Raw genomic sequence first — 24921 nt, 5'->3', positions numbered from 1 at the left:
CGGCTTTATTGGCAATATTTAAACAAACCTTCAGATTATACATGATTTTTGCAGGGATATCAGGATAGATCACTAAAGAAAAAAACCGACGCAAACGTTTGCTATCTGTATTTAACCACTGGTAGAATAGCGCCGTTTTCATATCCAACTTAAAAACCGAGGACTTCCCTGTGAGTGGTAACAACTCTTCTCTTAGCTATAAAGACGCTGGTGTAGATATTGATGCAGGCAACGCGCTTGTAGATCGTATTAAAGGTGCGGTTAAGCGTACTCGTCGCCCTGAAGTGATGGGTGGTATCGGCGGTTTTGGCGCATTGTGTGAATTGCCGACAAAATACAAACAACCTGTACTGGTTTCTGGTACTGACGGTGTAGGTACAAAACTTCGCCTAGCGCTGGATATGAACAAGCACGACACTATTGGCGTTGACCTAGTGGCAATGTGTGTAAACGACCTAATCGTTCAAGGTGCTGAGCCCCTATTCTTCCTAGATTACTACGCAACAGGCAAGCTAGACGTAGATACCGCGGCAGACGTGGTTTCTGGTATTGCTGATGGCTGTGTTCAAGCAGGCTGTGCACTAATCGGTGGTGAAACTGCTGAGATGCCGGGCATGTACGAAGGCGAAGACTACGACGTTGCTGGATTCTGTGTTGGCGTAGTAGAAAAAGAAGACGTGATTGACGGCACGAAAGTGGCAGCAGGCGACGCACTAATCGCTGTTGGCTCAAGCGGTCCACACTCAAACGGTTACTCTCTTATCCGTAAGATCCTAGAAGTTTCTGGCGCAGATAAAAACGAAGAGCTAGCAGGTCGTACTATCGGTGAGCACCTACTAGAACCAACTAAGATTTACATCAAATCAGCACTTAAGATGATTGAGAAGCACGACATCCACGCGATTTCTCACATCACGGGTGGTGGTTTCTGGGAAAACATCCCACGCGTACTGCCTGAAGGCACAAAAGCCGTTATCGATGGTAATAGCTGGGAATGGCCAATCATCTTCAAATGGTTACAAGAGAAAGGCAACGTTGAAACACACGAGATGTACCGTACGTTCAACTGTGGTGTTGGCCTAGTCATTGCACTTCCAAAAGACCAAGCAGACGCAGCGGTTGCTCTTCTTAAAGAAGAGGGCGAAAACGCATGGGTGATTGGTGAAGTCGCTCAAGCAGAAGCAAACGAAGAGCAAGTTGAAATCCAATAACTTGCGAATCAAGCTCAAAAAATAAAAAGAATGAGGACGCGATGTCCTCATTCTGCTATCTGGAACATCGAAAACCATTCTAATAGTAGGTAATTTAGCGGATACGCACTTCAAACCTACAATAGCAAGGCAGTCTCAACATCATGAAAAACATAGTGGTCCTCATTTCGGGTAACGGCAGTAACCTTCAAGCCATCTTGGAAGCTTGCGAAGACAGTATGCCAAATGCACAAGTCGCAGCGGTGTTCTCCAATAAAGCTGACGCTTATGGTTTAGAGCGCGCAAAACAGTTTGATGTGAATGGGCATTTTGTCGATCCAAAAGCATTCGAATCCCGTGAAGACTTTGATGCTGAACTGATGAAACAAATCGATGAATACCAACCGGATGTGATTGTACTTGCAGGTTACATGCGTATTCTCAGTGGCGCGTTTGTTTCCCACTACCTGGGTAAAATGATCAACATCCACCCTTCCCTTTTGCCTAAGTATCCGGGGCTACACACCCACCAGCGCGCTATTGATGCTGGCGACAAAGAACACGGCACCAGCGTACACTTTGTCACAGAAGAGTTAGACGGCGGCCCTGTGGTACTACAAGCCAAAGTACCCGTATTTGAAGACGACGATACCGATGCCCTAGCCGCGCGCGTACAAACGCAAGAGCACAACATCTATCCAATGGTGACTAAGTGGTTAGTCGACGGGCGATTATCGATGACCGAAGGCAAAGCGTATCTCGATGGTTTTGAGCTAGGAGCTCACGGCTACGCCGCCGAGTAACTCTTAATTCCAAACACCAAACGTAAAAAGGCAGCCATCAGGCTGCCTTTTGTTTTATTCAAATGTTTTACTGCGAGGAAACCATCACTCCAACGGTTCTGTCGGTGCTTGGTTACCCGGCTTCGGCGCTGCAAAGGGGACATCCTCCAGAGCCTTGGCATTATTCAATACCAACTCTCCGACATGGAATAAACCAAACTCACCCGGTTTCATTCGTTGCCATGCCTCATTGCCCGTTAATGGCTGAGTCGCAATCACAGAAACCACATCATTTGGCGTGGTCTCTTCTTGGAAGTTGATTTCGACATCTTCATCCAATAGGGCCGCTTTGCCAAATGGTGCGCGACGCGTAATCCAATACAGATGGTTGGTACAGTAAGTCATCACAAACTCACCGTCACTGAGCAGCATGTTAAACACGCCCTTGTCTCTCAACTTATCGCAACACTGAGCAACATAAGTAAAGACCGACTCCATATCCTGAGGTGGCTCAGGGTATTTATCTTCCATCTGTTTGAGCAGCCAACAGAAAGCCATTTCGCTGTCGGTTTCTCCCACCGGACGGTGACGACCCGTATACAAATCTTGGTAGTCAGTCAGCTGACCATTGTGTGCAAAAGTCCAGTAGCGTCCCCACAGCTCACGCGTAAATGGGTGCGTGTTCTCTAAATTCACTCCGCCTCGGTTTGCTTGGCGAATGTGGCTAACCACCGCACGACTTTTTATCGGGTAGTTCTGCACCAACTCAGCGATCTGAGAATCACAACTAGGGTTTGGATCTTTGAATGTTCGGAAACCCTTTCCTTCATAGAAAGTAATTCCCCAGCCATCACGATGCGGTCCAGTGCGACCACCGCGCTGCATCAATCCAGTAAAACTGAAACAAATATCGGTTGGAACATTTGCGCTCATGCCGAGCAATTCACACATGGTTAAACGAACTCCTTACCTTAAAACACCACTAAGCCCAAACGAGGCCAAGCTGAAAAGCTTATTCCATCTCTTTTTCAATCAACTGAATGATGATGTGAATAATCTTAATGTGTACTTCCTGAATGCGGTCTGCGTAACCAAAGTGTGGTACGCGAATCTCGATGTCCGCTAGGCCAGCCATTTTGCCGCCATCTTTACCGGTCAGCGCAATTGTCTTCATGCCTTTCGCTTGCGCGGCTTCAATCGCTTTTAGGATGTTGCCTGAGTTGCCTGACGTCGACAAACCAAACAGAACATCACCTTTGCGGCCCACTGCTTCAACGTAACGAGAGAATACGAAGTCGTAGCCAAAATCGTTACTAACGCAAGATAGGTGGCTTGGATCTGAAATAGCAATACCAGCGTAACCCGGACGGTTTTCACGGTAACGACCTGTTAGCTCTTCTGCAAAGTGCATAGAGTCACAGTGAGAACCACCGTTACCGCATGACAACACTTTACCATCTTGCTTGAATGAGTCAGCAATCATTTTTGCTGCCGCTTCGATTTGCGCGATGTTGTGGTCATCACTTAAAAACTTATTCAGAACTTCAGCAGCTTCGTTTAATTCACTTCTAATCAGATCTTGGTACATAAGACGTTCTCTTTATTATTTCGGCCACAGCAGTGAGGTTGAGGCTCTCGCTTGGCAAATTGTTCTGATGCGAATCTCGCACCGGACATTTCATTACTCTGAGTTTACCCACAAACGAGAATTAGTGTCGATAGTGAACCAACAGATTTGGATTCATCGCGGTAATAAACTTGTTAACTTGCTTACGAAATCATCACTCAACTCCCAACTTTAGAATTTTAACTCTACATAGATCACTTTTTACCCAATCTTGGGTTTTACATTTTATTAATATTTTGATTACACTTATGAGAACTGGTTAGACCTCTTACCAAAATACAGACGTACAACATTAATAAAGTCTGAAAAGGAAAAAACATATGGACATCTTGCTCTCAATCGTAGCGATGACAGTTGTGTTAGGCATAACGCTCTACCACAGAATGTCTCTCGTGAAATCCGTCAGTCTGCTAACTGCTGCCATGCTAGCACTGACGATCGCAGGCTCAGTTGGTGTTATTGGCTGGGCACTTTATGTACTTGCCGTTGCGGTATTCGCCGTGTCGGGCATTCGCCAATCACTGATCAGCCGCAAAGCGCTCGTGATGTTTAAGAAAGTCCTGCCTGCTATGTCTCAGACCGAGAAAGAAGCATTGGACGCTGGTACGGTCTGGTGGGAAGCGGAGCTATTCAAAGGCAAACCTGAATGGGAAAAGCTTCACGCAATCAAAGCGCCTAAGCTGAGCAAAGAAGAGCGTGCATTCCTAGATGGCCCAGTTAACGAAGTGTGTGCCATGGTGAACGACTACCAAGTCACTCACGAGCTTGCAGATTTGCCACCAGAAGTATGGCAATACCTAAAAGACAACAAGTTCTTCGCCATGATCATCAAAAAGAAATACGGTGGTCTGGAATTCTCTGCATACGCGCAATCTTTGGTGCTGCAAAAACTGACTGGCGTTTCTGGCGTGCTGTCTTCTACCGTTGGCGTACCGAACTCATTAGGTCCTGGTGAACTCCTGCAACACTACGGTACAGAAGAGCAGAAAAATCATTACTTACCTCGCTTGGCTGAAGGTAAAGAGATCCCATGTTTTGCACTGACTAGCCCAGAAGCAGGTTCCGATGCTGGCTCTATTCCAGATTTCGGTGTGGTATGTAAAGGTGAGTGGGAAGGCGAAGAAGTCTTAGGCATGCGCCTAACTTGGAATAAACGTTACATAACACTGGCACCTGTCGCGACGGTACTTGGCCTAGCCTTTAAACTGCGTGACCCTGAAGGTCTGCTTGGTGATCAAGAGGATCTTGGTATCACTTGTGCTCTAATCCCAACAAACCTTAAAGGTGTTGAGATTGGTAACCGTCATTTCCCACTTAACGTACCATTCCAAAATGGTCCGACTCGCGCAAAAGATGTGTTTGTACCAATGGACTTCATCATCGGTGGCGAGAAAATGGCTGGTCAAGGCTGGCGTATGCTGGTTGAGTGTCTATCAGTCGGTCGTGGTATCACGCTACCTTCTAACTCAACGGGCGGCATCAAAACCGCTGCGATGGCAACAGGCGCTTACTCACGCATTCGTCGTCAGTTCAAACAACCTATCGGTCACATGGAAGGCGTAGAAGAACCATTAGCTCGTCTAGGTGGTAATGCCTACGTGATGGATGCAGCAAGCAACCTAACCGTGGCAGGTATCGACCTAGGTGAAAAACCTTCGGTTATCTCGGCTATCGTGAAGTACCACTGTACGCATCGTGGCCAACAAAGCATCATCGACGCGATGGACATCGTAGGTGGTAAAGGCATCTGTATGGGTCCTTCTAACTTCCTAGCACGTGGTTACCAAGGTGCACCAATCGCGGTAACGGTAGAAGGTGCAAACATCCTGACTCGTTCAATGATCATCTTCGGTCAGGGCGCGATTCGTTGTCACCCTTACGTTCTTGAAGAGATGAATGCCGCATACTCGGAGACTGGTGACGCCGTTGAGAAGTTTGACAAAGCACTAGCGGGTCACGTGAGCTTTACCATGAGTAACCTAATTCGTAGCATTTGGTTTGGTCTAAGTGATGGTCTAGGTTCAACGTCACCAACCAAAGACGCAACCAAGCGTTACTACCAACAATTGAATCGTTACAGCGCAAACCTTGCTCTTCTATCGGATATCTCGATGGCAGTACTAGGTGGTTCGTTGAAGCGTAAAGAGCGTCTGTCTGCGCGTCTTGGTGACATTTTAAGTCAGCTATACTTGAGCTCTGCAACATTGAAACGCTTTGAGCAAGATGGCCGCCCTGTAGAAGATTTGCCATTGGTACATTGGGGCTTGCAAGACAGCTTAAAACAAAGCGAAGCTGCCATTGATGAGTTCCTAGCAAACTTCCCGAACAAAGTGATTGGTCGTGCACTGCGTGTATTGATCATGCCATTTGGCCGAGTGCGCAAAGCGCCAAGCGATAAGCTAGACAGTAAAGTGGCGCGTATTCTACAAACGCCAAGTGCAACACGTTCACGTATTGGTCGTGGTCAGTACCTAGAACCAACGGAACACAACGCAGCAGGTAAGATTGAACTGGCACTGTCTGTGATTCTTCAAGCTGAGCCTGTGTTCGACAAAATATGCAAAGCGCAAGGTAAACGCCGTCCATTCATGCGTTTGGATATGATTGCTCAAGAAGGCCTAGAGCAAGGCTTCATTACTCAAGAAGAAGCAGATCTGCTAAGAGAAGCGGAACAGCATCGCCTAGACACTATCAACGTAGACGATTTTGAGCCAGAGCTATTGGCCGCAAAGCCGCTTTACCCTCAAATGGAAAACGTCGCTTAAGCGAATGATGACTTAAACGATAAATAAGAAAGCAAAACGGGAGCCTCGGCTCCCGTTTTTTTGTTGAATCTCTGCTTCGCACAACACGGCAATCACAAAGAAGCGTTTATTGTTCGTTATCTTCTTCAACAATAAACGACTGTTCAATTCTGCGCAGTTCTTCCTGCTCTTTCAGCTTAAGTTCTTCTTGAAGCGTCGCTTTGCGTTCGTTCAAATCTTTCTTCTCTGACTTAGTCAGGAACTTCACAGCCTTTTTGTTCGCCAATGCGTACGCAACGACATCTTCACCTTTTTCACGGCGCTCATTCACGCGTTGAGAGAAACGTTCGTTGTCACGCGCTTTACGTTCAGCTGAAGTTAATTTGCTCATTTTTGTGCCTTTAATAAGAATACAGCAGCCCAATTGCTGCCCTCAGGTAAACAAATGAGAAGTCATTCATATAGCTGATGGCGAGAGTTTAGCATAGATACTAAAAGGAACAGCAAAACGATTGAGAACACGGACTGAAGCCTGCTTGCCAATCATTCTGTAGAGGTTCAAGAAACAAACGCCCCAGCGCGCTGATAGCAGATTCTTAGTCTCGCTGGAGCTCGCTAGAATGACGGTTTATTTTTAGTTATCAGGTTGCTACACGCGCAGTGTCCCTAGGTTTTCGTCATTCTGAACAGTGAGGAACGAACATGATTCAGAATCTACTCACCAAGAGAGCTTAACTAGGCATATAAAAGATCCGGTTTAGAAAAACATCCGCCAAACACTCGGACTCCGTAATAGATGTACGTAGCTCTAAAATTCGACATGCCATGTTCAAGGCATATTTGACGTAGAAGCCTATCCACTTGCTCTCGACTGCTTTGCGGCAATACTTCCTCCCTCATGAGCTGATACAACGCATCATGCACCAAAGACGCTTTAAGAATGTTCTTGGTATCAATCGCTGGACCACTCGCCCCATCCCATGAATAGCCTTTCTTAATCGTCAGCCAACCTTGCTCAGATAGACTCAGAAACGGACTATCGAAAGGCTGCGCAAGGGTGATACCGGTTTCAATCTGTTCTTCGGAATGAAGGTTGTATTTGTACGTCCGACGTTTTTTGTACTTCATCAGAGACCTCCTAATAACTTGGTTTCTTTGAGATGTAGAGCTTAGGGCTTTCACACACAAATCAGCTTTAACCCACTTAGTGAATATCACGAATGATTTTGCAAATCGAACCGGTATTTATAACCTTCGCTAAGAGTGTCACAAAATTAGATGCGCCATAAAAAGTAAAACGGAGCCAATCGGCTCCGTTCTATATAAATTCTTGCGCTCTACTTCTTAGGCACTTCCAACTGCATCTCTGGCATTGCTTGACGCTTGGCCTTGAGCTTGCTCCAGATGATCCAGAATAGAATCACCAATATCAGTGCTATCACGTTGCCGATGGCGATGATGATCATGCTGCGCTTACGTTCGGCTTCGCGCTCGGCGATGATGCGTTTTTCCATTTCGATGCGGCGTTGCTCGGCAAGCTCTGCTTCTTTAGCAAGACGTGCGGCTTCTAGATCCACTTCGTCGACCACACTGAACGTCTGCTCTTTAATTGGGAACACCAATGAGCGCTTGGTAGACAAGTCGGTAGCAAAGACTTCACCGTGCCATGAATATTTGCCAAGTTCAGGATCGTTATCCATCTTCAATGTGGTTTTAGAACCATCAGCCGACACCTGACCTTGGCTGTAACTGATAAAGCCGTCTGGTGCTTCTTGCTCAACGTTTACGGCAATGGTTCCGGGCGTGATCATGCCTTGCTCACCACTAACCACCAGCTGATGAGGTTGGTCTGCATGACGAGATTGAATGAAGGTACGTGAGATTGGAGATGGGTATACCAGTACCACTTGCTCTTGTGCTCGCAGGAACACGCCGTTGCCAGAAGTAATGCGCGCGCGGTATTTACCCGGTTCGACATCAATTGGTAGTTGAACAGTAAACACACCGTCGCCTGCTTTTTCATCTAGCCCACGGCCATCATCGGCAAATTCGCCAATCACCATTGGTACAGGGCGCGCTTCTTTGATCAGTTCGTCTTCGTTCTCAACAAACTTAGTAAAAGTCACACGCAGGTTTACCCGGTCTAGGAAATCACGCAGTACAAGCGGCTTATCGTCTGAGGTCAAACGTGCGGTAAATTTTAGAGCTTCGCTATTGTAAAGGCGGTTTGGAAACACATCGGTGCTGAGTTTGAGGTGCGAAATCAGACGGATGTTATTTTTCGGGGTAACTTTGCCGACGGCCTGCCAAGGACCCGGCATGGGTTTATCTATCGAGATGATGTCGAGGGAAGATTCTTGATACCAACGAACGTTGTCGTAGGTGCCCCAAGCGTAATATTTTTTACCATCGGGGCGGACAAGGACGACGGGCTGAGAGCTCTGTTCACGATAAACCAAAAAAGTAATCTGTTCGATGGTGGGATCGACACGAAAGCGGTTATCTAACAAAGACATGGCGGACTCGCTCGCAGAAAACGCGAAACAACTCCAGAACGCTAAAATAGCGACTGACAAAGCCCTCAACATAGTCTCTCCTATTTACTGCCAAATACTGTCGTTCACCAGTTCGAGTCTTTTCTGGTGTGCTTCTACTTCATCGGCAGTTGCACGCAAAACCTTTAGCGCTTTTCTTCCTTCAACACGACGAATGCCTTCCGCTTCACCGTCTTTTTTGTTGGCGTTGAATTCTAGACTCGTTTGACCACCCGTCATTAGGAGGTAAACGTCAGCTAGAATCTCCGCATCGAGCAATGCCCCGTGGAGAGTACGGTGTGAGTTATCAATGCCGTAACGTTCACACAAGACGTCGAGGTTGTTTCGCTTGCCCGGGAAGATTTTCTTCGCCATGGCAAGGGTATCGGTCACCTTACAGTAGTCATCCGTCTTACCAATGCTTGGATTGAGCATTTCAAACTCATAATCCATGAAGCCGGTATCGAAGGGCGCGTTGTGGGCAACCAGTTCGGCACCTTTGATAAAGTCGAGAAACTCTTGGTGTACGGCTGAGTAATCTGGCTTGTCGACCAAGAAGTCATCGGTAATACCGTGGACTTCAATCGCGTCTGGTTGGATTTCACGGTCAGGTTTTAGGTAAACGTGAAAGTGACGACCAGTCAGCTTACGGTTGATGATCTCCACGGCACCAATTTCGATGATGCGGTGACCCGTGTAGTGAGGACCACCTTCTAGGTTCATACCCGTGGTTTCGGTATCGAGAACGACAATACGATTATGTTCAGAATTGCTGCTGGTATTCATAAGGTTATGTGTGTCAGACTATGCTTTATTAAATGTTTCGGCTAATAGTACCAAAAATATGACCAAACACGTTGAGATTTTCACAGACGGATCTTGTTTAGGAAATCCAGGCCCTGGCGGTTACGGCATTGTCTTGCGTTATAAGCAAACAGAAAAGACCCTCGCCAAAGGTTACACGCTCACCACAAACAACCGTATGGAAATGTTGGCCGCTGTTGTGGCGTTACAAACGCTAAAAGAGCCGTGCCAAGTGACGTTGACTACCGATAGTCAGTACGTGCGCCAAGGCATTACGCAATGGATCCACAACTGGAAGAAACGCGGTTGGAAAACGTCAGATAAAAAACCTGTGAAAAATGCCGATTTATGGCAGGCATTGGATAAAGAGACTGCTCGCCACCAAGTGGATTGGCGCTGGGTTAAAGGCCACGCGGGTCATCGTGAAAACGAAATGTGTGATGAATTAGCACGCACAGCCGCAGAAAACCCAACCGAAGAGGATACCGGTTACCAAGCGTCTTAGTTTTTACTGCTTGATACCTTTTCTACCGCACTGCCCTCTCTGTTCATCACGCCCAGTGGTGTTAACTTTCTCTTCAAGCGCCAATGTGGCTTGATAGGTTTGAGAGGGTAAGTTCGCTTACGAGCGACGATGTAATACAAACTCCCCGCCGGCGATGCCCAATCCCCCAAGCTGTTTTCCAACCATGTCCACATGGTTTTGTAACGTGTCATCGGAAACAGAGCATAACGTTCGCAATGAATCACCTGATAGTTCAATACCCCTAACCAGTCTTTAATCCGGTTCGCTGTGAACATTCGTCCACTCCAAGGCAAATTATTTCTGCGCCAAGGCAACAAACTCGCAAGTCCAGTGAAACTGATGGGGTTGAATCCCGTAATAATAAGATAACCGTCGTCCATCATGACGCGATCGACTTCTCGCAGCAATCGATGGGGATCACTTGCATAGTCAAGCTGATGGGCGAGGACCGCAACATCAAAGCTTTTCTCTAAAAAGGGTAATTCGTAACCATCTGCAATGACATTATGCAACGGGTTCTGGATATCTACGTTGACTTGGTGTTGAATGTTACAACTACAGCTGGTTAGCTCACAGCTCAACCCGCCCAATTTAAGCATGTGGTAACCGAACAATTTCGGACACCACTCGTCTAGTCGGGTTTGGATTGACTCAAGTACCCACGGGCCGTTATTCATTTCTGACCAGGTCGACGGGTGCTGTAAAGTTTTGTTGCTGAGTGCTGGTTTCATTAACCACCTGACTTAAAAGGGTGACGGAGAACGAACGTGTTAGAGATCAAAAGCATACCCGCATTTAATGATAATTACATCTGGCTGATTCAAAATAGCGATAAGCGATGCGCCGTGGTTGATCCGGGCGATGCTAAGCCAGTGTTGGAATATTTGCAGGCTAACGAGTTAACTTTAGAAGCGATCTTAATTACACACCACCACAACGATCACATTGGTGGCGTTCCAGATTTAGTTCATGCGTTTCCTCATGTTGCAGTGGTTGGTCCGAAAGCAGAGCCAATTCCAACCTTAACCAACGCAATGGAAGAAGGCGACAAGTTAGAATTGTTTGGCGAAATCTTCATGGTACTGGGGCTGCCTGGCCACACATTAGGTCACATTGGCTATGTTGGTGACGGTAAGTTGTTCTGTGGTGATGTGTTGTTCTCGGCGGGTTGTGGCCGAATCTTTGAAGGCACACCAGAGCAGATGTTTGAGTCACTAAGCAAAATAATGAAACTGCCGGAAGAGACAGAAGTGTTCTGCGCACATGAATACACGGCAAGTAATGTAGCATTTGCGCTGGCGGTTGAGCCGGACAATGAACATTTGCGTCAATACCGTGATGATGTAAACCGTCTACGCGGATTAAATATTCCTACCCTTCCTACGACGTTACGCAAAGAGAAGTTAATTAACCCATTCCTGCGTGCAACGAACGCAGAGGTCATAAAATCTGTAACAAACCGTATCCAAAATAGCGACCCATGCTCGGTTTTTACAGCTTTACGTGAGTGGAAGAACGAATTTTAACCATTTTCTGCTTGTAACTTTGCTAGACGCAAGTATTATCGTGAGCTGATTTTCATAGAAGCGCCTCTGGCGCTTCTATTGCGTTTGGGGCTGATATAAATCTGTTTGTATTTCACCCAAACGCATAAAGTAGCGGCAAAACCGCCTCTACCCTTAGTTAGTGTTACAAGATGTCTATTATCTTGCGACTGCCACGCACTTTGTTGCGCGACAGGCAGGAGAAGATAAACAGGCCCTAAATAGGCTGAAACCATGCGTTTGAAGTACAGTTGGGCGTTGGCGTTACTATTATCTGGCTGTCAATTGACACAGTCAGATTCTGCAAGCACTCCAACACCAGAAACCAATAAGTCAGAACAAGCTGTTAAGCAAAAAACAGCTCAGGCTGACTCCGAGAAAAAGCAATCGATAGCAAAGAAACCTGCTAAAGAGACGCCAAAAGCCCTTTCCCCTCAGGAACAAGACGATGTGTGGCGACGTATCGGCATGCAACTTGAAATGGACATTCCTGACAACAAGAAAGTGGCTTACTACCGCACTTGGTATTTAAAGCATCCTAACCACCTGCGCACAGTATCTGAACGTGCACAGCCGTTTTTGTACATGATTACCACCCGTATCGAAGAACGTGGCCTTCCGATGGAATTGGCGCTGCTACCGATCGTAGAAAGCTCATTTGATGCTTTTGCCTACTCGCACGGCAGTGCAGCAGGCTTGTGGCAGTTCGTTCCTGGCACCGGCAAAATGATGGGTCTAGATCAGAACTACTGGTACGACGGTCGCCGTGATGTTTATGCTTCTACCGATGCAGCACTGGATTACCTAGAGCAGCAAAGCAAGCGTTTTGACGGCAACTGGGATCAAGCGATTGCGGCTTACAACAGTGGTGGTGGCCGTGTATCGAGCGCAATTCGTAAGAACAAAAAGCTAGGCAAACCAACGGACTTCTTCTCTTTGGATCTTCCAAAAGAGACCAGCAGTTACGTTCCTAAACTGCTTGCACTAGCGGACATCATTGCGAACCAAGATAAGTACGGCATCGACATTCCGCCGATCCCGAACAAGCCAGTTCTGACTCAGGTTGATCCAAAAGAACAACTAGACCTAGCAATTGCGGCAGACTACGCCGGAATTGGTGTTAAGGAGCTGCAAGGTTACAACCCAGCATATAACCAATGGTCTACTGCACCTGACGGCCCACACCAACTTCTTATTCCTATCGAGAAAAAGGATCAGTTCCTTGCTCAAGTGAAGAAGAACCGTGGTAAAGGCATGAAGGTCGCACGCTATAAAGTGAAGTCTGGTGACTCGCTCAGCGTATTGGCTCAGAAGTACGGTACGACAACGAAAGTTATCCAACGTGCTAACGGCCTATCGAACAACAATATCCGCGTTGGTCAGTACCTAATGATCCCAACGTCGACAAAAGACGATACAAAGTACGCCTTAACTGCTGAAAATCGCCTGAACAAAACGCAATCTCAATCTCGTGGTCAATTCAAACTGACTCACGTTGTGCAATCAGGCGAGAGCTTGTGGTCAATCGCAAAAGAGAACAAGGTTTCTCATAAGTCTTTGGCAAAATGGAACGGCATGGGACCAAAAGACACCTTGCGCGTTGGCCAAAAACTGGTGATTTGGAAGAACTCTGATAAAGGCGCAGTGATTCGTACCGTGTTCTACAACGTACGTTCTGGCGACACCATCAGTGGTATTGCAACCAAGTTTAAGGTGAAGGGTAACGACATCGTAAAATGGAATTCTCTTCAAAAGCAGAAGTACCTGAAACCAGGTCAGAAGCTTAAGTTGTATGTTGATGTAACTAAGGTAAGTGTATGAACCCGTCGAGTAACCCGCTTGTCATGTTGTTGGATATCTTCCGATCGCCAACATCTTGCTTCTTAGCGCTGTATCAGCGCGGAGGTTGGGGGTGGCAACCGTTCATCATTTTGATGCTCAGCCCATTCCTATTCTGGGGCGCCTACTTCTCGAATGTGGATTTTACTTGGTTAAGTGATCAACTGACCGCTCAGTTCCAACAGATCGATCCAAAGCAAATCGAGTTGCTGGAGCCAAACACGCTGATGGCAAGTGCGATCATCAATGACGTATTCAATCGTTTTGCAACACTGCTGCTATTAGCGCTGTGGTTCTTTCTTGCAACCAAAGCAAGTAAACAGCAATACGGTTACTGGAAATGGTTCGCTGCTGCGAGTGCGATTTTATTCCCAGCCGTGTTGGGCGATATTGCAAGCTACGCGAGCTTATTGCTGAAGCATGGTCAGGTGATGACTTACGCTGCCGATTTGAATAGCCTAAACGGGTTGCTAAAGTTACCTTTGACCAGTGATTGGTCACACTTTGCAAGCTCATTACCATTGCTATTGCCATGGTACATCGTGCTTGGCTATGGTGTAGTTTTGACTTGGACAGAGTTCGAACGCGGACAGGCTCTTGTGATTGCGAGCCTGCCTTGGATTGCGTTTTACGTAATTTGGGCGTTGTACATCGTTATCGCTTAATGGACCAAGGTAATCCGTTAGTCGCTTAACGTAAACGACACCAACAGTGGATTATGATCGGAAGCGTCGCTCTGCGGCGCTTTCGCGTTTTTGAGGGTTAACCCGCGATAAAACACATGATCAAGCGGCAAGCCTGTAATGAACTGAGTTCGATTGTCTTGGCTGAACTTTGCTTCTTGTAGATTGGCTTTTTGGAGTGCTTTCTTCATTGCCATCACGCGCTCTTCACTCCAACTATTGAAATCCCCCGCAAACAAAATCGGGCCTTTGTGCTCTTTCAATACCCTTTCTAACACAGACAATTGCGAAGTGTATTCCTCGGTACCAACGGTAAAGTTGATCGCGTGAATGTTCACCACCGCTAAGGTTTCACCGTTGCTGAGCCTGTATTTGCTATACAGTGCCGATTTCGGCAAGCGCAACCACGGTTCTTTCGATGTGTACGCACAAGCGAGAATGGGCTCTTTTTGCGCAATGCTGATCACACCAGCACCACTTCCTAATGCTTTAAACGCACTGACTTGATTACTGACCCAATGCCCTTCCACCAGCCAGCTTTTGAAGTCGTCCGTTAAGCTTGCTTCTTGTAACAAGAGCAACTGTTTATTAACGGAGAATGTATCCAACGCTTGCTTCCAGTTGTCTCGGTTTTGTTTGTAAATGTTCCACACTAAGACATTTAGCTCGCCATCCTTATCCAGTACTTGCGGCTTATCAAACTCCATGCAGCGGATATCTTGCTTAATGTTCGTCCCTGTTTGAGTAATAATTTGTGGTTGCTCTGGCACGGTAAAAATCACCTGAAAGCTCACCACCGCAGTAATAATAAGAAAAACTAACGCAAAAGCTAAACGCGGATACATAGGCTTACCTAAATACAAAAATGGCACGCATAAAATGCGCATAATAAAAAAGGAGCCCCAGTCGGCTCCCTCTTAGCTTACTCAAATTTTCACCACATGCTGTAGTGAAATCTTATATCTATCTGGATAACAGATTAGATCGCATCTTCGTCTTCTTCACCAGTACGGATACGCACTACGCGTTCGACGTCTGTTACGAAGATCTTACCGTCACCAATCTTACCGGTTTGCGCCGTTTCGATGATGGTTTCAACACACTTGTCTGCAACGTCTTCCGTCACTACGATTTCTAGCTTCACTTTAGGAAGGAAATCCACCATGTACTCTGCACCGCGGTACAATTCTGTGTGACCTTTCTGACGACCAAAGCCTTTCACTTCAGAGACGGTCATCCCTGTAATGCCTACTTCAGCCAATGCTTCTCGAACATCATCCAATTTGAATGGCTTGATAATCGCTTCAATCTTTTTCATGTTCATCCCTTAAGCTTCAATCGTTTGCGCATATTATCGGTTAGCGCCTCACAACATTCAATCCTTGTTGTGACCAAGCACCTGAAAATCCTGACACTGGTGGGATTTATTTGCGGGCGAATGTAACAAAGTCGCCATTCTCAATCATGCCACCAATGAAAAAGCCAGAGCATAAGTCTGGCTTGGTATGTGTTTTAGTGAACGTTAATTTGAGGCTAACGCTTACTTCAAGCTCGCATAGTATGCCGCCAAGTTAGCAATGTCCTCATCAGACAGCAAACTTGCTTGTGCTTGCATCACCGCGGCTAAACCACCAGTGCGCTGGCCTGCTTTGTATGCCTTAATTGAGCTAGCAATGTACTGCTCATTTTGACCTTTTAAGTTTGGGTAGCCAGGAATCACAGCAATTCCATCTGGTCCATGACAAGCAGCACAAACGCCAGCTTTTGCTTGGCCAGCAGCCACATCGCCTGCCGCCATTGCCTGCCCACTTAACATGGCTAGCGCGATTCCTGCGCCCATAATTATTTTCTTCATTGCTTCACCTAATCGATTATTATTTAAAGATATTTTTGTTTTATAACCGATATTGTTGCATGAATTACAACATCTTGCGCCAGATCAGTTCACAGTCTTGACCACTAAAGGCTTGATCAACGAACAGGCCAGCGACGGCAACCACTTTATCTTCATACATTAGAATTGGAATTTGACGACGTTGCCAGCTCGGCACATTGTATTCCTGAAAGAGTTTTTTCAGCTTACGACTGTGGTGACGAGTCGTCGGGTGTGCAGACAAGCCTTCAGGGTTAAATGTAATTCTAAGTCGCTCTGGGTGCGCAGGTAGGGTAATACTTAGCTCACATGACTTGGTACTCAACTCAAGCTCCCCTAACGGCTCAGGAAGCTTTAGAGGCGTATTCAAAGGGCACTCGGCTTGCCACGAGGTCACATCTGAAGTTTCAGTGACCCAGTAGAGTCGATGTTGAAAGCGGCGCACTTCACCTTGCTTGATCTTCAATTTTGGGTTGGCGTCCTGTTGAGCCCGCGCCACTTCATCCCAAATCAGGTTCAACTGCACTTGAGACGGCATATTGGCATTGAGTTTTGCCAGCCACATCCGAATCAAACGTGCGCGCGCCAACTCACTGTGTGCCGTTAAAACGTCAATACTCAAACTCAAATCCGGCTGCATCGCCTGATTGAATGCCGCTTCGAGCAACTCATCTATCAAGGTCTCTTGCTGGGCACACAAAGTCGCACTGCGTTGCACCGCTTGGTGGATGCTCGGCCAACGTTCAGATAGCTCAGGCACAATGCGATGACGGAGGAAGTTACGATCGTAACGAATATCTTGGTTACTTTCGTCTTCTACCCAATCCAGTTTTTGCTCTCTGGCTGCCGCTTCGATTTGCTCTCGCTTAATGGTCAGTAATGGGCGAACTAATGTGCCACCAGCAAACGGCATGCTTTCAGCCATTGATGATAACCCCTTTGGTCCACTGCCCCGTTTAAGTGCTAACAAAAAGGTTTCGACCTGGTCATCGGCATGTTGACCGGTCAGCAATAAGTCACCGACTGCGATGTGCTTCGCCAGAGCTTGATAGCGCGCTTCACGAGCTAAAAGCTCAATGCTTTCACCACTGTTGATATCTAGGTTCACGTGTTCAACGGAACATGAGAGCCCTGCTTGCTGTGCCCATTGCTTGCACTTTTGTGCCCAGTCATCAGCATTCACACTCAAGCCATGATGCACGTACACCGCATGGCAGCGAACAGATTTAGAACCTGCTGATTGATTGTCTACCGAATGCGCTTGTTGGTAACGACTCAACAGCTCAAGCAACAGACGCGAATCCACCCCACCACTGAACGCCAAAACGATCTTAGTGTTTGGTTGATGATAGCGGTCGAGAACTTGAGCAAAATTTGAGTAAAGCGATTCCATAAGCAATCCGGTAGAAACAAAAAAAGGGCTGGACACATGCCCAACCCTTTCTATTTTATCTGTTATCTCAAGAGAGATCAGCTAGCGCTTAACGGTGACCGTAATTTAGCAGTAACCGTAGTTCATTAGACGCTGGTAACGGCGCTCAAGTAGCGTTTCGTGATCCAGCTGTTCTAGGTCTTCTAGCTGACGAAGCAGATTTGCTTTCATGTTCGCCGCCATTTGAACGTGGTCACGATGCGCGCCACCTAATGGCTCTTCGATGATTTCGTCGATAAGCTCAAGCTCTTTTAGACGAGGGGCGGTTAGACCCATTGCGTCTGCTGCTTGAGGTGCTTTGTCGGAATCACGCCATAGGATTGAAGCACAACCTTCTGGAGAGATTACTGAGTACGTTGAGTACTGAAGCATGTTCACGTAGTCGCCTACACCAATAGCAAGTGCACCGCCTGAACCGCCTTCGCCCACCACGTTACAGATTACTGGCACTTTAAGACCAGACATCACTTTAAGGTTTTTTGCGATTGCTTCAGATTGACCGCGCTCTTCCGCGCCAACACCTGGGTATGCGCCAGCTGTGTCGATGAAAGTGATAATAGGCATGTTGAAACGCTCAGCCATTTCCATCAGACGCAGTGCTTTACGGTAACCTTCTGGTTTAGGCATACCAAAGTTACGCTTCACTTTCTCTTTAGTTTCACGACCTTTTTGGTGACCAATGATCATCACTGGACGGCCTTCAAGACGTGCGATACCACCAACAATAGCTTGGTCGTCTGCGAACGCACGGTCACCCGCCAATTCGTCAAACTCTTCAAACGCGTGCTGGATGTAATCCAATGTGTATGGACGTAAAGGGTGACGAGCCAGTTGAGCTGTTTCCCATGCGCCTAGGTTGCTGAAGGTTTTCTTCTTAAGTTCTAGGCTCTTTTTCTCAAGCTGTTCGATTTCTTTATCAAGGTCAACCGCAGAATCACCACCGTGACGAGATACGTCACGTAGCGCTTCAATTTTCGCTTCTAGTTCTGCAATCGGCTTTTCAAATTCAAGAAAGTTTAGGCTCATCTATGAATCCTTTTTGACTCAGCGTCTAACATATTGCGCTGAATTTTTAGTTAAATTCGAGTTCTACCTGGCCTTTGCCAAGTAACTGTTTTAAATCGTCTAGCAATGTATCACTTGGCGTTACTCGCCATTCGGTGCCCAATGTTAACCGCGCTCTGGCGTCGGCACGCTGGTAGTATACATTGACAGGTACGGTTCCGGCTTTGTACGGTTCTAAAATACGCGTAAATTGCTCAAAGAATTTATCGTTAATTTGGCTCGCATCGATGGATACTGACAAACCACGTGCATATTTTTCACGTGCACTACCAAGATCCATGACCTCACGCGCCGACATTTTAAGGCCACCATTGAAGTCATCAAAGCTGACCTGTCCAGAAACGACCAAAATTTTGTCTTTTTCGAGAAGTTCTGCATATCTATCGAGCGCATCCGAGAACAACATCACTTCCATTCGACCACTTCTGTCATCCAAAGTCATCAAACCGATGCGTGTTCCGCGCTTCGTTGTCATCACACGAGCTGCAATAACCAAACCCGCAACGGTCACAGATTGATCACGTCGAGTCGGTGTCGCATCTTTTAGTCGACAACTAACGTACTTATTTAGTTCCTTTATGTATGCGTTTACTGGGTGGCCTGTCAAATACAAACCTAGCGTCTCACGCTCACCCTCTAACCATACTTTCTCTGGCCACGCCGGAACTTGGGTGTATTTGTGTTCCACTTCTTCCGGAGCATCGGTCAATACGCCGAACATATCAGTCTGACCAAATGCTTCAGCTTGGTGATGTTGGCTGGCCGCTTTGACCGCGTCATTCAACGATGCCATCAACGCCGCACGATGTGGACCAAGTCGATCAAGTGCGCCCGCGTAAATCAGTTTTTCAATAACGCGTTTGTTGACCTTTTTCAGATCGATGCGCGCACAGAAATCAAACAGATCAATGAAGTGACCGCCTTTATTCCGCGCTTCTAAAATCGCATCAATTGGGCCTTCACCCACACCTTTAATTGCGCCAATACCGTAAACAATCGCGCCGTTTTCATCCACGTTAAAGCGGTATAAACCGGAGTTTATGTCTGGTGGTAAGACGGTCAGTTTCATGCGAAAACATTCGTCTACAAGGCCAACGACTTTTTCCGTGTTGTCCATATCTGCGGTCATTACCGCTGCCATGAACTCTGCTGGGAAGTGCGTCTTTAGCCATAGCGTTTGGTAAGAAACCAACGCATAAGCTGCCGAGTGCGATTTGTTAAAACCGTAACCTGCAAACTTTTCTACCAAGTCGAAGATTTTCATCGCCAACTCGCCATCGACGCCGTTAGCAATCGCGCCTTCTTCAAAGGTGGCACGCTGCTTCGCCATCTCTTCAGGCTTTTTCTTACCCATCGCACGACGAAGCATGTCCGCACCACCAAGGGTGTAGCCAGACAGTACCTGTGCAATCTGCATTACCTGTTCTTGATACAGGATGATGCCGTAAGTGGGATCCAGAATCTCTTTAAGTGATTCGTGTTGCCACTTTTCATCTGGATAAGAGATCGCTTCTCGCCCGTGTTTACGGTCGATAAAGTTATCTACCATGCCCGACTGTAGCGGACCGGGACGGAAAAGGGCTACCAGTGCGATGATGTCTTCGAAACAGTCCGGCTGAAGACGTTTGATCAGTTCTTTCATACCACGCGATTCCAGCTGGAATACCGCAGTAGTTTCTGAGTTTTGTAATAGTCGGAAAGACGCCGGATCCACCAGCGGGATCGATTCAATTTGAATGGATTCTTTACCCTCACGTTCTAAACGTGGGTTAATCAGGCCCAGTGCCCAGTCGATGATGGTTAAGGTACGCAGACCCAAGAAGTCAAACTTAACCAAGCCAGCGGTTTCAACGTCGTTCTTATCGAACTGAGTAACGGGAAAGTGGCCTTCAGCATCAGCATAAATCGGCGCAAAATCGGTGATCGTGGTAGGTGAAATTACAACACCACCCGCGTGCTTACCGGCATTTCGTGTACAACCCTCTAGGATGCGACACTTATCGATCAGCTCTTTGACTTCTTCATCGGCGTCATAAAGCTCTGGTAGCGCTGGCTCAGCTTTAAACGCTTTCTCTAGCGTCATACCTGGGTCAGGCGGAACCAGTTTCGAGATACGGTCAACGAAACCAAATGGGTGGCCCAATACACGGCCAACGTCGCGGATTACCGCTTTTGCCGCCATGGTACCAAACGTGATGATCTGCGATACCGCATCACGACCGTACATTTCTGCTACGTGGTCAATAACTTGGTCACGTTTGTCCATACAGAAGTCGACGTCAAAATCGGGCATAGAGACACGTTCTGGGTTCAAGAAACGTTCGAAAAGAAGGTCATATTCCAACGGGTCAAGGTCGGTGATCTTCAGTGCGTATGCCACCAAAGAACCAGCACCCGAACCACGACCTGGGCCTACTGGAATCGCATTGTCCTTCGACCACTGGATGAACTCCATTACGATCAAGAAGTAACCTGGGAATCCCATTTGGTTGATTACGTCGAGTTCGATTTGAAGGCGATCGTCGTATTCTGGTCGACGCTCTTTACGCTCGGCTTCGTCTGGGAATAGGAACTCAAGACGTTCTTCCAGGCCTTCACGAGATTTCATCACCAAGAATTCGGTTTCTTCCATCCCTTCGGTTGGGAAGGCTGGCAGGAAATATTCACCGAGACGAACCGTTACATTACAGCGTTTAGCGATTTCGACACTGTTTTCCAGCGCTTCAGGAATGTCGGCAAACAGCTCGCACATTTCCTCTTCCGTACGCAAATACTGCTCTGGACTGTAGTTCTTTGGACGTCGTGGATCCTCTAGGGTGTAACCATCGTGGATCGCAACGCGGATTTCATGAGCATCAAACAAGTCTTCGCTGATGAACACCACTTCGTTAGTTGCAACAACTGGCAGTTCTACCTCTTCTGCCAATTCAATCGCAAAGTGAAGGTAGGTTTCTTCATCTGGGCGACCGGTTCGAACCAATTCTATATAGAAGCGGTCAGGGAAGTATTGGTTATAAAACTCGACGCAGCTGTCGACAACTTTACGGTTGCCTTTTAGCAATGCCTTACCGATTTCACCGTTTTTCGCACCAGAAAGAATGATAAGTCCTTCTGACAGTTCCGCTAACCATGCTTTATCGATAACAGGCTGATGTTGAACGTGACCACGTAAATACGCTTTGGAAATCAACAATGTTAGGTTTTTATAACCGGTGTTGTCCGCCGCTAATACGGTCAGTTGTGTCAGTTCCTCGCCAAACTCATCGGATTGCATTTTAAAGTCTGCACCAATGATTGGCTTAACACCACTACCGTGAGCTGTGCCGTAATATTTCACCAAACCACATAAGTTGGTGAAATCGGTCAGTGCCATTGCTGGCATGCCGAGTTCGGCGACTTTCTTAACGAGCGGTGGAACTTTGTTGATACCATCCACCATCGAGAAGTCACTATGGACACGAAGGTGAATGAACTTGGGATCTGACATTAACAGGTACCGTAAAACTAAATCTTGTTGGGAATTCTAACCTAAGGGCTGGCTTATAACACCAAGCAGCCGCTAATTATTCTTCAATACCAAGCACTTTCTTCACTGGCTTGAAGCTCTTGCGATGTTCACTGATCACGCCGTGCTCTTCAATCGCTTCAAAGTGCGCTTTGGTTGGGTAACCTTTGTGCTTTGCAAAACCAAACTGTGGGTATTGCTTGTCCAATTCTTCCATTTCTTGGTCACGAACCACTTTTGCAATGATTGAAGCCGCGCTGATTTCCGCAACTCGCAAATCACCCTTCACCACCGCTTGGGAATCCATTGGCAACTGCGGACAGCGGTTGCCATCGATAAGTGCGAGGTCTGGCTGCACTTTCAAACCGGCAATTGCACGTTGCATGGCAACCATGGTGGCTTGCAATATGTTAAGCTCGTCAATTTCTTCAGGAGAACAGCGACCGACCGCCCAAGCTAAGGCTTTCTCTTTAATTTCGGGCAGAAGTGCGAGACGTTTTTTCTCGCTCAGCTTTTTCGAGTCGTTCAAACCCTCAATTGGGTTATTTGGATCTAAGATAACCGCAGCGGTAACAACGTCGCCGACAAGAGGCCCACGCCCTACTTCATCCACACCCGCAACCAATTGGTAACCTTGTGGGTATTCAAACGGTGGGAGCTCTACTTTCGCTTTGGTCGTTTTTGGTTTTACAGCCATGGTAAATCTCTATTTTTCAATCAGTTTTAGAACCGCATTTGCAGCCTGTTGGTCCGCGTCTTTGCGTATCCAGTGGTGCATTTCCGTAAACTTATCCAACATCTGTTGGTTATCGCTCTCTAGTAAGCGAGACACTTCAGTGAATAAGTTTTCTGGAGTGCACTCTTCTTGCAGGTATTCTTTTACTAACTCGCTATCCGACAAAATGTTTGGTAATGACACGTATTTGGTTTTCAGCAGGCGCTTGGCTAGGAAGGCGGTAACCGCGTTAACACGGTACCCTACAACCATTGGTCGTTTTAACAACATACACTCAAGCGCGACCGTACCAGACGCCAACATCACGGCATCAGACGCCGTAATCACATTACGAGCGGTATCGTCTACCAGTTTGAAATCCAACTCTGGCGCATACTCTTTCCACGCTTGCTCGAATTGCTCGCGACGTTTCTGATTTACTAACGCAACAACAAAGCCAAGATCAGGGAACTTCTGATGCAGTTTTTTACAGGTTTCAATAAACGGTTGAGAGAGCATTTTCAACTCACTGCCACGACTCCCCGGAAGCACCGCTAACCATTGTTTATCATGTTTTAAACCTAGTAACTCACGTGCAGGAGCCTTGTCTGGATGCAGAGGAATGGCATCTGCCAATGTGTGACCAATGAATTCGCAAGGCACATTGAATTTGTCGTAAAACGCTTTTTCGAAAGGTAAGAAAGCCAATACTAGGTTGGTTGCCGCTTCAATCTTGAAGATACGTTTTTGACGCCAAGCCCAAACAGAAGGGCTCACGTAGTGTACCGTTTTGATTCCTGCGTTTTTTAAATCTAACTCAACACGTAGGTTAAAGTCTGGTGCATCGATCCCTACAAAGACATCCGGCGGGTTTGCAGTGAAATACTTAATCAGCTCTGCTTTCACTTTTAATAATCTTGGTAAGCGACCCAGAACTTCAACCAAGCCCATCACAGCCAACTCTTCCATTTCAAACAGTGACTCACAGCCTTGCGCGATCATTTTAGGGCCGCCAATACCGACAAATTCTGCATCTGGGTATTGTTCTTTAACTGCTTTGATGAAGCCCTCACCAAGAGTATCGCCTGACAGTTCTCCGGCAATGATGCCAATACGTAGTGGTCTTTCCATCTTTCTTTCGCTTTTTCCTATGCGCTATGGATAGAGAGTAATATCCGGGGATCTTGCTATTTTACCCTATCCATAAAACACAAAAAGACCGCAGCCCAACTGGGCGCGATCTTTTCTCATTAACCGCACATTCGTAAATTAACGAATGATGCCACGTTCCGTTGTTTCCAGAATGTCTGAGAAACGTTTTACTGCTGGCCACTCTTGTGCCATTTCAGCAAGGATCGGCTTTACTTCTTCTAGCGTTTTACCTGAGCGGTAAAGCTCTTTGTACGCTTTTTGCAGTGCACGGATTTCTGGTTTTTCAAAACCGTTACGCTTCAAACCAACCAAGTTCAAACCAAATGGTGTCGCATGGTTACCTTGTGCAAGTACGTAAGCTGGTACATCCTGAACAACCGCAGAACAACCGCCAACGTAAGCGTAAGCACCTACCGTACAGAATGGGTGAATCGCAGAAAGTGCCATAATGCCGGCATGGTCATCAACCGTTACGTGACCGCCAAGAATCGCGTTGTTACCAATGTGAGTATGGTTACCAACGATAACATCGTGAGCAATGTGCGCGTTAACACACAGCAAGTTATCATCACCAATCACAGTGGTTGCTTTATCTTGGACAGTGCCACGATGAACCTGAACCGCTTCACGAATCACGTTGCGGTCACCGATAACCACTGTTGTATCTTCGCCACCGTACTTCTTATCTTGGTTTTCTTCACCAATCACAGCATGTGGGAAAATGCGGTTGTCTTTACCAATTGTGGTGTGACCTTTGATCACTACGTGAGACATCACTTCCGTACCTTCACCGATCTCTACCGTTGAGGTGATGTAAGTGAATGGACCAACAGTCACGTTAGCGCCAATTTTCGCGCCTTCTTCTACCACCGCAGCTGGGTGGATTTTAGCGGTTTCATGAATCAT

23 protein-coding genes are annotated in these 24921 nt (G+C 46.9%); 7 read left to right on the top strand and 16 right to left on the bottom strand.

Going from position 1 to position 24921, the window contains the following annotated elements; translation table 11 throughout:
• Positions 1-170: 170 nt before the first annotated feature.
• Together purM and purN are read left to right on the top strand one after the other, a co-directional pair.
• Complete coding sequence (purM, locus tag ATB76_RS21740) at positions 171-1211, top strand: phosphoribosylformylglycinamidine cyclo-ligase (protein ID WP_061036109.1); 1041 nt, start codon at positions 171-173, stop codon at positions 1209-1211.
• A gap of 143 nt (positions 1212-1354) precedes the next feature.
• On the top strand, positions 1355-1993 hold the full coding sequence (gene purN / locus ATB76_RS21735) for a phosphoribosylglycinamide formyltransferase (protein WP_039976982.1): 639 nt from the start codon (positions 1355-1357) through the stop codon (positions 1991-1993).
• Positions 1994-2077: 84 nt separating this feature from the next.
• On the opposite strand, the gene ATB76_RS21730 is transcribed toward purN, so the two are convergent.
• Together ATB76_RS21730 and lpcA are read right to left on the bottom strand one after the other, a co-directional pair.
• A complete protein-coding gene (locus tag ATB76_RS21730) occupies positions 2078-2923 on the bottom strand; it encodes a class II glutamine amidotransferase (protein WP_038864746.1) in 846 nt (281 codons plus the stop codon).
• Positions 2924-2984: 61 nt separating this feature from the next.
• The gene (gene lpcA / locus ATB76_RS21725; protein WP_005436835.1) at positions 2985-3560 is read right to left on the bottom strand and encodes a D-sedoheptulose 7-phosphate isomerase; all 576 of its coding nucleotides are present in this window, start codon (positions 3558-3560) and stop codon (positions 2985-2987) included.
• Between the two features lie 359 nt (positions 3561-3919).
• Here lpcA and fadE point away from each other — a divergent pair, with 359 nt between their 5' ends.
• Positions 3920-6364 (top strand): acyl-CoA dehydrogenase FadE, encoded by a 2445-nt coding sequence (gene fadE / locus ATB76_RS21720; protein ID WP_061036108.1) that lies wholly within the window; start codon positions 3920-3922, stop codon positions 6362-6364.
• Between the two features lie 106 nt (positions 6365-6470).
• Here fadE and ATB76_RS21715 read toward each other — a convergent pair whose 3' ends face one another.
• From ATB76_RS21715 to dnaQ, 4 genes are all read right to left on the bottom strand, one after another.
• Positions 6471-6734 carry a hypothetical protein gene (locus ATB76_RS21715; RefSeq protein WP_038879177.1) on the bottom strand — a complete coding sequence of 88 codons (264 nt, stop codon included), beginning with the start codon at positions 6732-6734 and terminating at the stop codon, positions 6471-6473.
• A 344-nt stretch (positions 6735-7078) separates the two neighbouring features.
• The gene (locus ATB76_RS21710; RefSeq protein WP_061036107.1) at positions 7079-7471 is read right to left on the bottom strand and encodes a DUF1353 domain-containing protein; all 393 of its coding nucleotides are present in this window, start codon (positions 7469-7471) and stop codon (positions 7079-7081) included.
• Positions 7472-7680: 209 nt separating this feature from the next.
• Positions 7681-8931 carry a TIGR03503 family protein gene (locus tag ATB76_RS21705; protein ID WP_039976976.1) on the bottom strand — a complete coding sequence of 417 codons (1251 nt, stop codon included), beginning with the start codon at positions 8929-8931 and terminating at the stop codon, positions 7681-7683.
• Positions 8932-8943: 12 nt separating this feature from the next.
• On the bottom strand, positions 8944-9663 hold the full coding sequence (gene dnaQ, locus ATB76_RS21700; protein WP_061036106.1) for a DNA polymerase III subunit epsilon: 720 nt from the start codon (positions 9661-9663) through the stop codon (positions 8944-8946).
• A gap of 58 nt (positions 9664-9721) precedes the next feature.
• On the opposite strand from dnaQ, the gene rnhA reads away from it, so the two are divergent.
• A complete protein-coding gene (gene rnhA, locus ATB76_RS21695; RefSeq protein WP_038864736.1) occupies positions 9722-10186 on the top strand; it encodes a ribonuclease HI in 465 nt (154 codons plus the stop codon).
• Here the strand turns inward: rnhA and ATB76_RS21690 are convergent.
• On the bottom strand, positions 10183-10938 hold the full coding sequence (locus ATB76_RS21690; RefSeq protein ID WP_038864734.1) for a class I SAM-dependent methyltransferase: 756 nt from the start codon (positions 10936-10938) through the stop codon (positions 10183-10185). The genes rnhA and ATB76_RS21690 overlap by 4 nt on opposite strands.
• A gap of 36 nt (positions 10939-10974) precedes the next feature.
• On the opposite strand from ATB76_RS21690, the gene gloB reads away from it, so the two are divergent.
• The 3 genes from gloB to ATB76_RS21675 all read left to right on the top strand — a co-directional run bounded on the left by gloB (position 10975) and on the right by ATB76_RS21675 (position 14255).
• Positions 10975-11733 (top strand): hydroxyacylglutathione hydrolase, encoded by a 759-nt coding sequence (gene gloB / locus ATB76_RS21685; protein WP_038864732.1) that lies wholly within the window; start codon positions 10975-10977, stop codon positions 11731-11733.
• Positions 11734-11985: 252 nt separating this feature from the next.
• Positions 11986-13572, top strand: coding sequence for a LysM peptidoglycan-binding domain-containing protein (locus ATB76_RS21680; RefSeq protein WP_038864730.1), 1587 nt, complete (start codon positions 11986-11988; stop codon positions 13570-13572).
• Positions 13569-14255: a YIP1 family protein gene (locus ATB76_RS21675; RefSeq protein WP_045405594.1), complete on the top strand. Its 687-nt coding sequence runs from the start codon at positions 13569-13571 to the stop codon at positions 14253-14255. The genes ATB76_RS21680 and ATB76_RS21675 overlap by 4 nt, the downstream gene beginning before the upstream one ends.
• A gap of 17 nt (positions 14256-14272) precedes the next feature.
• Here the strand turns inward: ATB76_RS21675 and ATB76_RS21670 are convergent, their stop codons facing one another.
• From ATB76_RS21670 to lpxA, 9 genes are all read right to left on the bottom strand, one after another.
• On the bottom strand, positions 14273-15118 hold the full coding sequence (locus ATB76_RS21670) for an endonuclease/exonuclease/phosphatase family protein (RefSeq protein ID WP_045405593.1): 846 nt from the start codon (positions 15116-15118) through the stop codon (positions 14273-14275).
• A gap of 134 nt (positions 15119-15252) precedes the next feature.
• Positions 15253-15591: a nitrogen regulatory protein P-II gene (glnB, locus tag ATB76_RS21665; protein WP_005436810.1), complete on the bottom strand. Its 339-nt coding sequence runs from the start codon at positions 15589-15591 to the stop codon at positions 15253-15255.
• A 222-nt stretch (positions 15592-15813) separates the two neighbouring features.
• Positions 15814-16128, bottom strand: coding sequence for a cytochrome c (locus ATB76_RS21660; RefSeq protein WP_038879163.1), 315 nt, complete (start codon positions 16126-16128; stop codon positions 15814-15816).
• A 64-nt stretch (positions 16129-16192) separates the two neighbouring features.
• Positions 16193-17539 (bottom strand): tRNA lysidine(34) synthetase TilS, encoded by a 1347-nt coding sequence (gene tilS, locus ATB76_RS21655; protein WP_061036105.1) that lies wholly within the window; start codon positions 17537-17539, stop codon positions 16193-16195.
• A gap of 105 nt (positions 17540-17644) precedes the next feature.
• Positions 17645-18604, bottom strand: a complete 960-nt coding sequence (gene accA, locus ATB76_RS21650) for an acetyl-CoA carboxylase carboxyl transferase subunit alpha (protein WP_038864720.1) — start codon at positions 18602-18604, stop codon at positions 17645-17647.
• A gap of 46 nt (positions 18605-18650) precedes the next feature.
• On the bottom strand, positions 18651-22130 hold the full coding sequence (gene dnaE, locus ATB76_RS21645) for a DNA polymerase III subunit alpha (protein ID WP_061036104.1): 3480 nt from the start codon (positions 22128-22130) through the stop codon (positions 18651-18653).
• Between the two features lie 76 nt (positions 22131-22206).
• On the bottom strand, positions 22207-22845 hold the full coding sequence (gene rnhB / locus ATB76_RS21640) for a ribonuclease HII (protein WP_061036103.1): 639 nt from the start codon (positions 22843-22845) through the stop codon (positions 22207-22209).
• 9 nt (positions 22846-22854) lie between these two features.
• Positions 22855-23994: a lipid-A-disaccharide synthase gene (gene lpxB, locus ATB76_RS21635; RefSeq protein WP_042603785.1), complete on the bottom strand. Its 1140-nt coding sequence runs from the start codon at positions 23992-23994 to the stop codon at positions 22855-22857.
• A 138-nt stretch (positions 23995-24132) separates the two neighbouring features.
• Entirely contained in the window at positions 24133-24921 is a 789-nt protein-coding gene (gene lpxA / locus ATB76_RS21630; protein ID WP_061036102.1) for an acyl-ACP--UDP-N-acetylglucosamine O-acyltransferase, read from the bottom strand.

It is taken from the genome of Vibrio sp. MOR3, from assembly GCF_001557775.1.
GTDB lineage: Bacteria > Pseudomonadota > Gammaproteobacteria > Enterobacterales > Vibrionaceae > Vibrio > Vibrio jasicida.
This window is presented reverse-complemented; position numbering and strand designations above follow the sequence as displayed.

Excerpts from the sequence above, each read along its gene's own strand:
- ATB76_RS21710 (WP_061036107.1), bottom strand. The coding sequence starts at position 7,471 with ATGAAGTACAAAAAACGTCGGACGTACAAATACAACCTTCATTCCGAA.
- ATB76_RS21705 (WP_039976976.1), bottom strand. The coding sequence starts at position 8,931 with ATGTTGAGGGCTTTGTCAGTCGCTATTTTAGCGTTCTGGAGTTGTTTC.
- glnB (WP_005436810.1), bottom strand. The coding sequence starts at position 15,591 with ATGAAAAAGATTGAAGCGATTATCAAGCCATTCAAATTGGATGATGTT.
- ATB76_RS21660 (WP_038879163.1), bottom strand. The coding sequence starts at position 16,128 with ATGAAGAAAATAATTATGGGCGCAGGAATCGCGCTAGCCATGTTAAGT.
- lpxB (WP_042603785.1), bottom strand. The coding sequence starts at position 23,994 with ATGGAAAGACCACTACGTATTGGCATCATTGCCGGAGAACTGTCAGGC.
- accA (WP_038864720.1), bottom strand. The coding sequence starts at position 18,604 with ATGAGCCTAAACTTTCTTGAATTTGAAAAGCCGATTGCAGAACTAGAA.
- ATB76_RS21730 (WP_038864746.1), bottom strand. The coding sequence starts at position 2,923 with ATGTGTGAATTGCTCGGCATGAGCGCAAATGTTCCAACCGATATTTGT.
- ATB76_RS21680 (WP_038864730.1), top strand. The coding sequence starts at position 11,986 with ATGCGTTTGAAGTACAGTTGGGCGTTGGCGTTACTATTATCTGGCTGT.
- lpcA (WP_005436835.1), bottom strand. The coding sequence starts at position 3,560 with ATGTACCAAGATCTGATTAGAAGTGAATTAAACGAAGCTGCTGAAGTT.
- dnaQ (WP_061036106.1), bottom strand. The coding sequence starts at position 9,663 with ATGAATACCAGCAGCAATTCTGAACATAATCGTATTGTCGTTCTCGAT.
- rnhA (WP_038864736.1), top strand. The coding sequence starts at position 9,722 with ATGACCAAACACGTTGAGATTTTCACAGACGGATCTTGTTTAGGAAAT.
- tilS (WP_061036105.1), bottom strand. The coding sequence starts at position 17,539 with ATGGAATCGCTTTACTCAAATTTTGCTCAAGTTCTCGACCGCTATCAT.
- dnaE (WP_061036104.1), bottom strand. The coding sequence starts at position 22,130 with ATGTCAGATCCCAAGTTCATTCACCTTCGTGTCCATAGTGACTTCTCG.
- ATB76_RS21670 (WP_045405593.1), bottom strand. The coding sequence starts at position 15,118 with ATGTATCCGCGTTTAGCTTTTGCGTTAGTTTTTCTTATTATTACTGCG.
- ATB76_RS21675 (WP_045405594.1), top strand. The coding sequence starts at position 13,569 with ATGAACCCGTCGAGTAACCCGCTTGTCATGTTGTTGGATATCTTCCGA.
- lpxA (WP_061036102.1), bottom strand. The coding sequence starts at position 24,921 with ATGATTCATGAAACCGCTAAAATCCACCCAGCTGCGGTGGTAGAAGAA.
- ATB76_RS21690 (WP_038864734.1), bottom strand. The coding sequence starts at position 10,938 with ATGAAACCAGCACTCAGCAACAAAACTTTACAGCACCCGTCGACCTGG.
- fadE (WP_061036108.1), top strand. The coding sequence starts at position 3,920 with ATGGACATCTTGCTCTCAATCGTAGCGATGACAGTTGTGTTAGGCATA.
- purN (WP_039976982.1), top strand. The coding sequence starts at position 1,355 with ATGAAAAACATAGTGGTCCTCATTTCGGGTAACGGCAGTAACCTTCAA.
- ATB76_RS21715 (WP_038879177.1), bottom strand. The coding sequence starts at position 6,734 with ATGAGCAAATTAACTTCAGCTGAACGTAAAGCGCGTGACAACGAACGT.
- rnhB (WP_061036103.1), bottom strand. The coding sequence starts at position 22,845 with ATGGCTGTAAAACCAAAAACGACCAAAGCGAAAGTAGAGCTCCCACCG.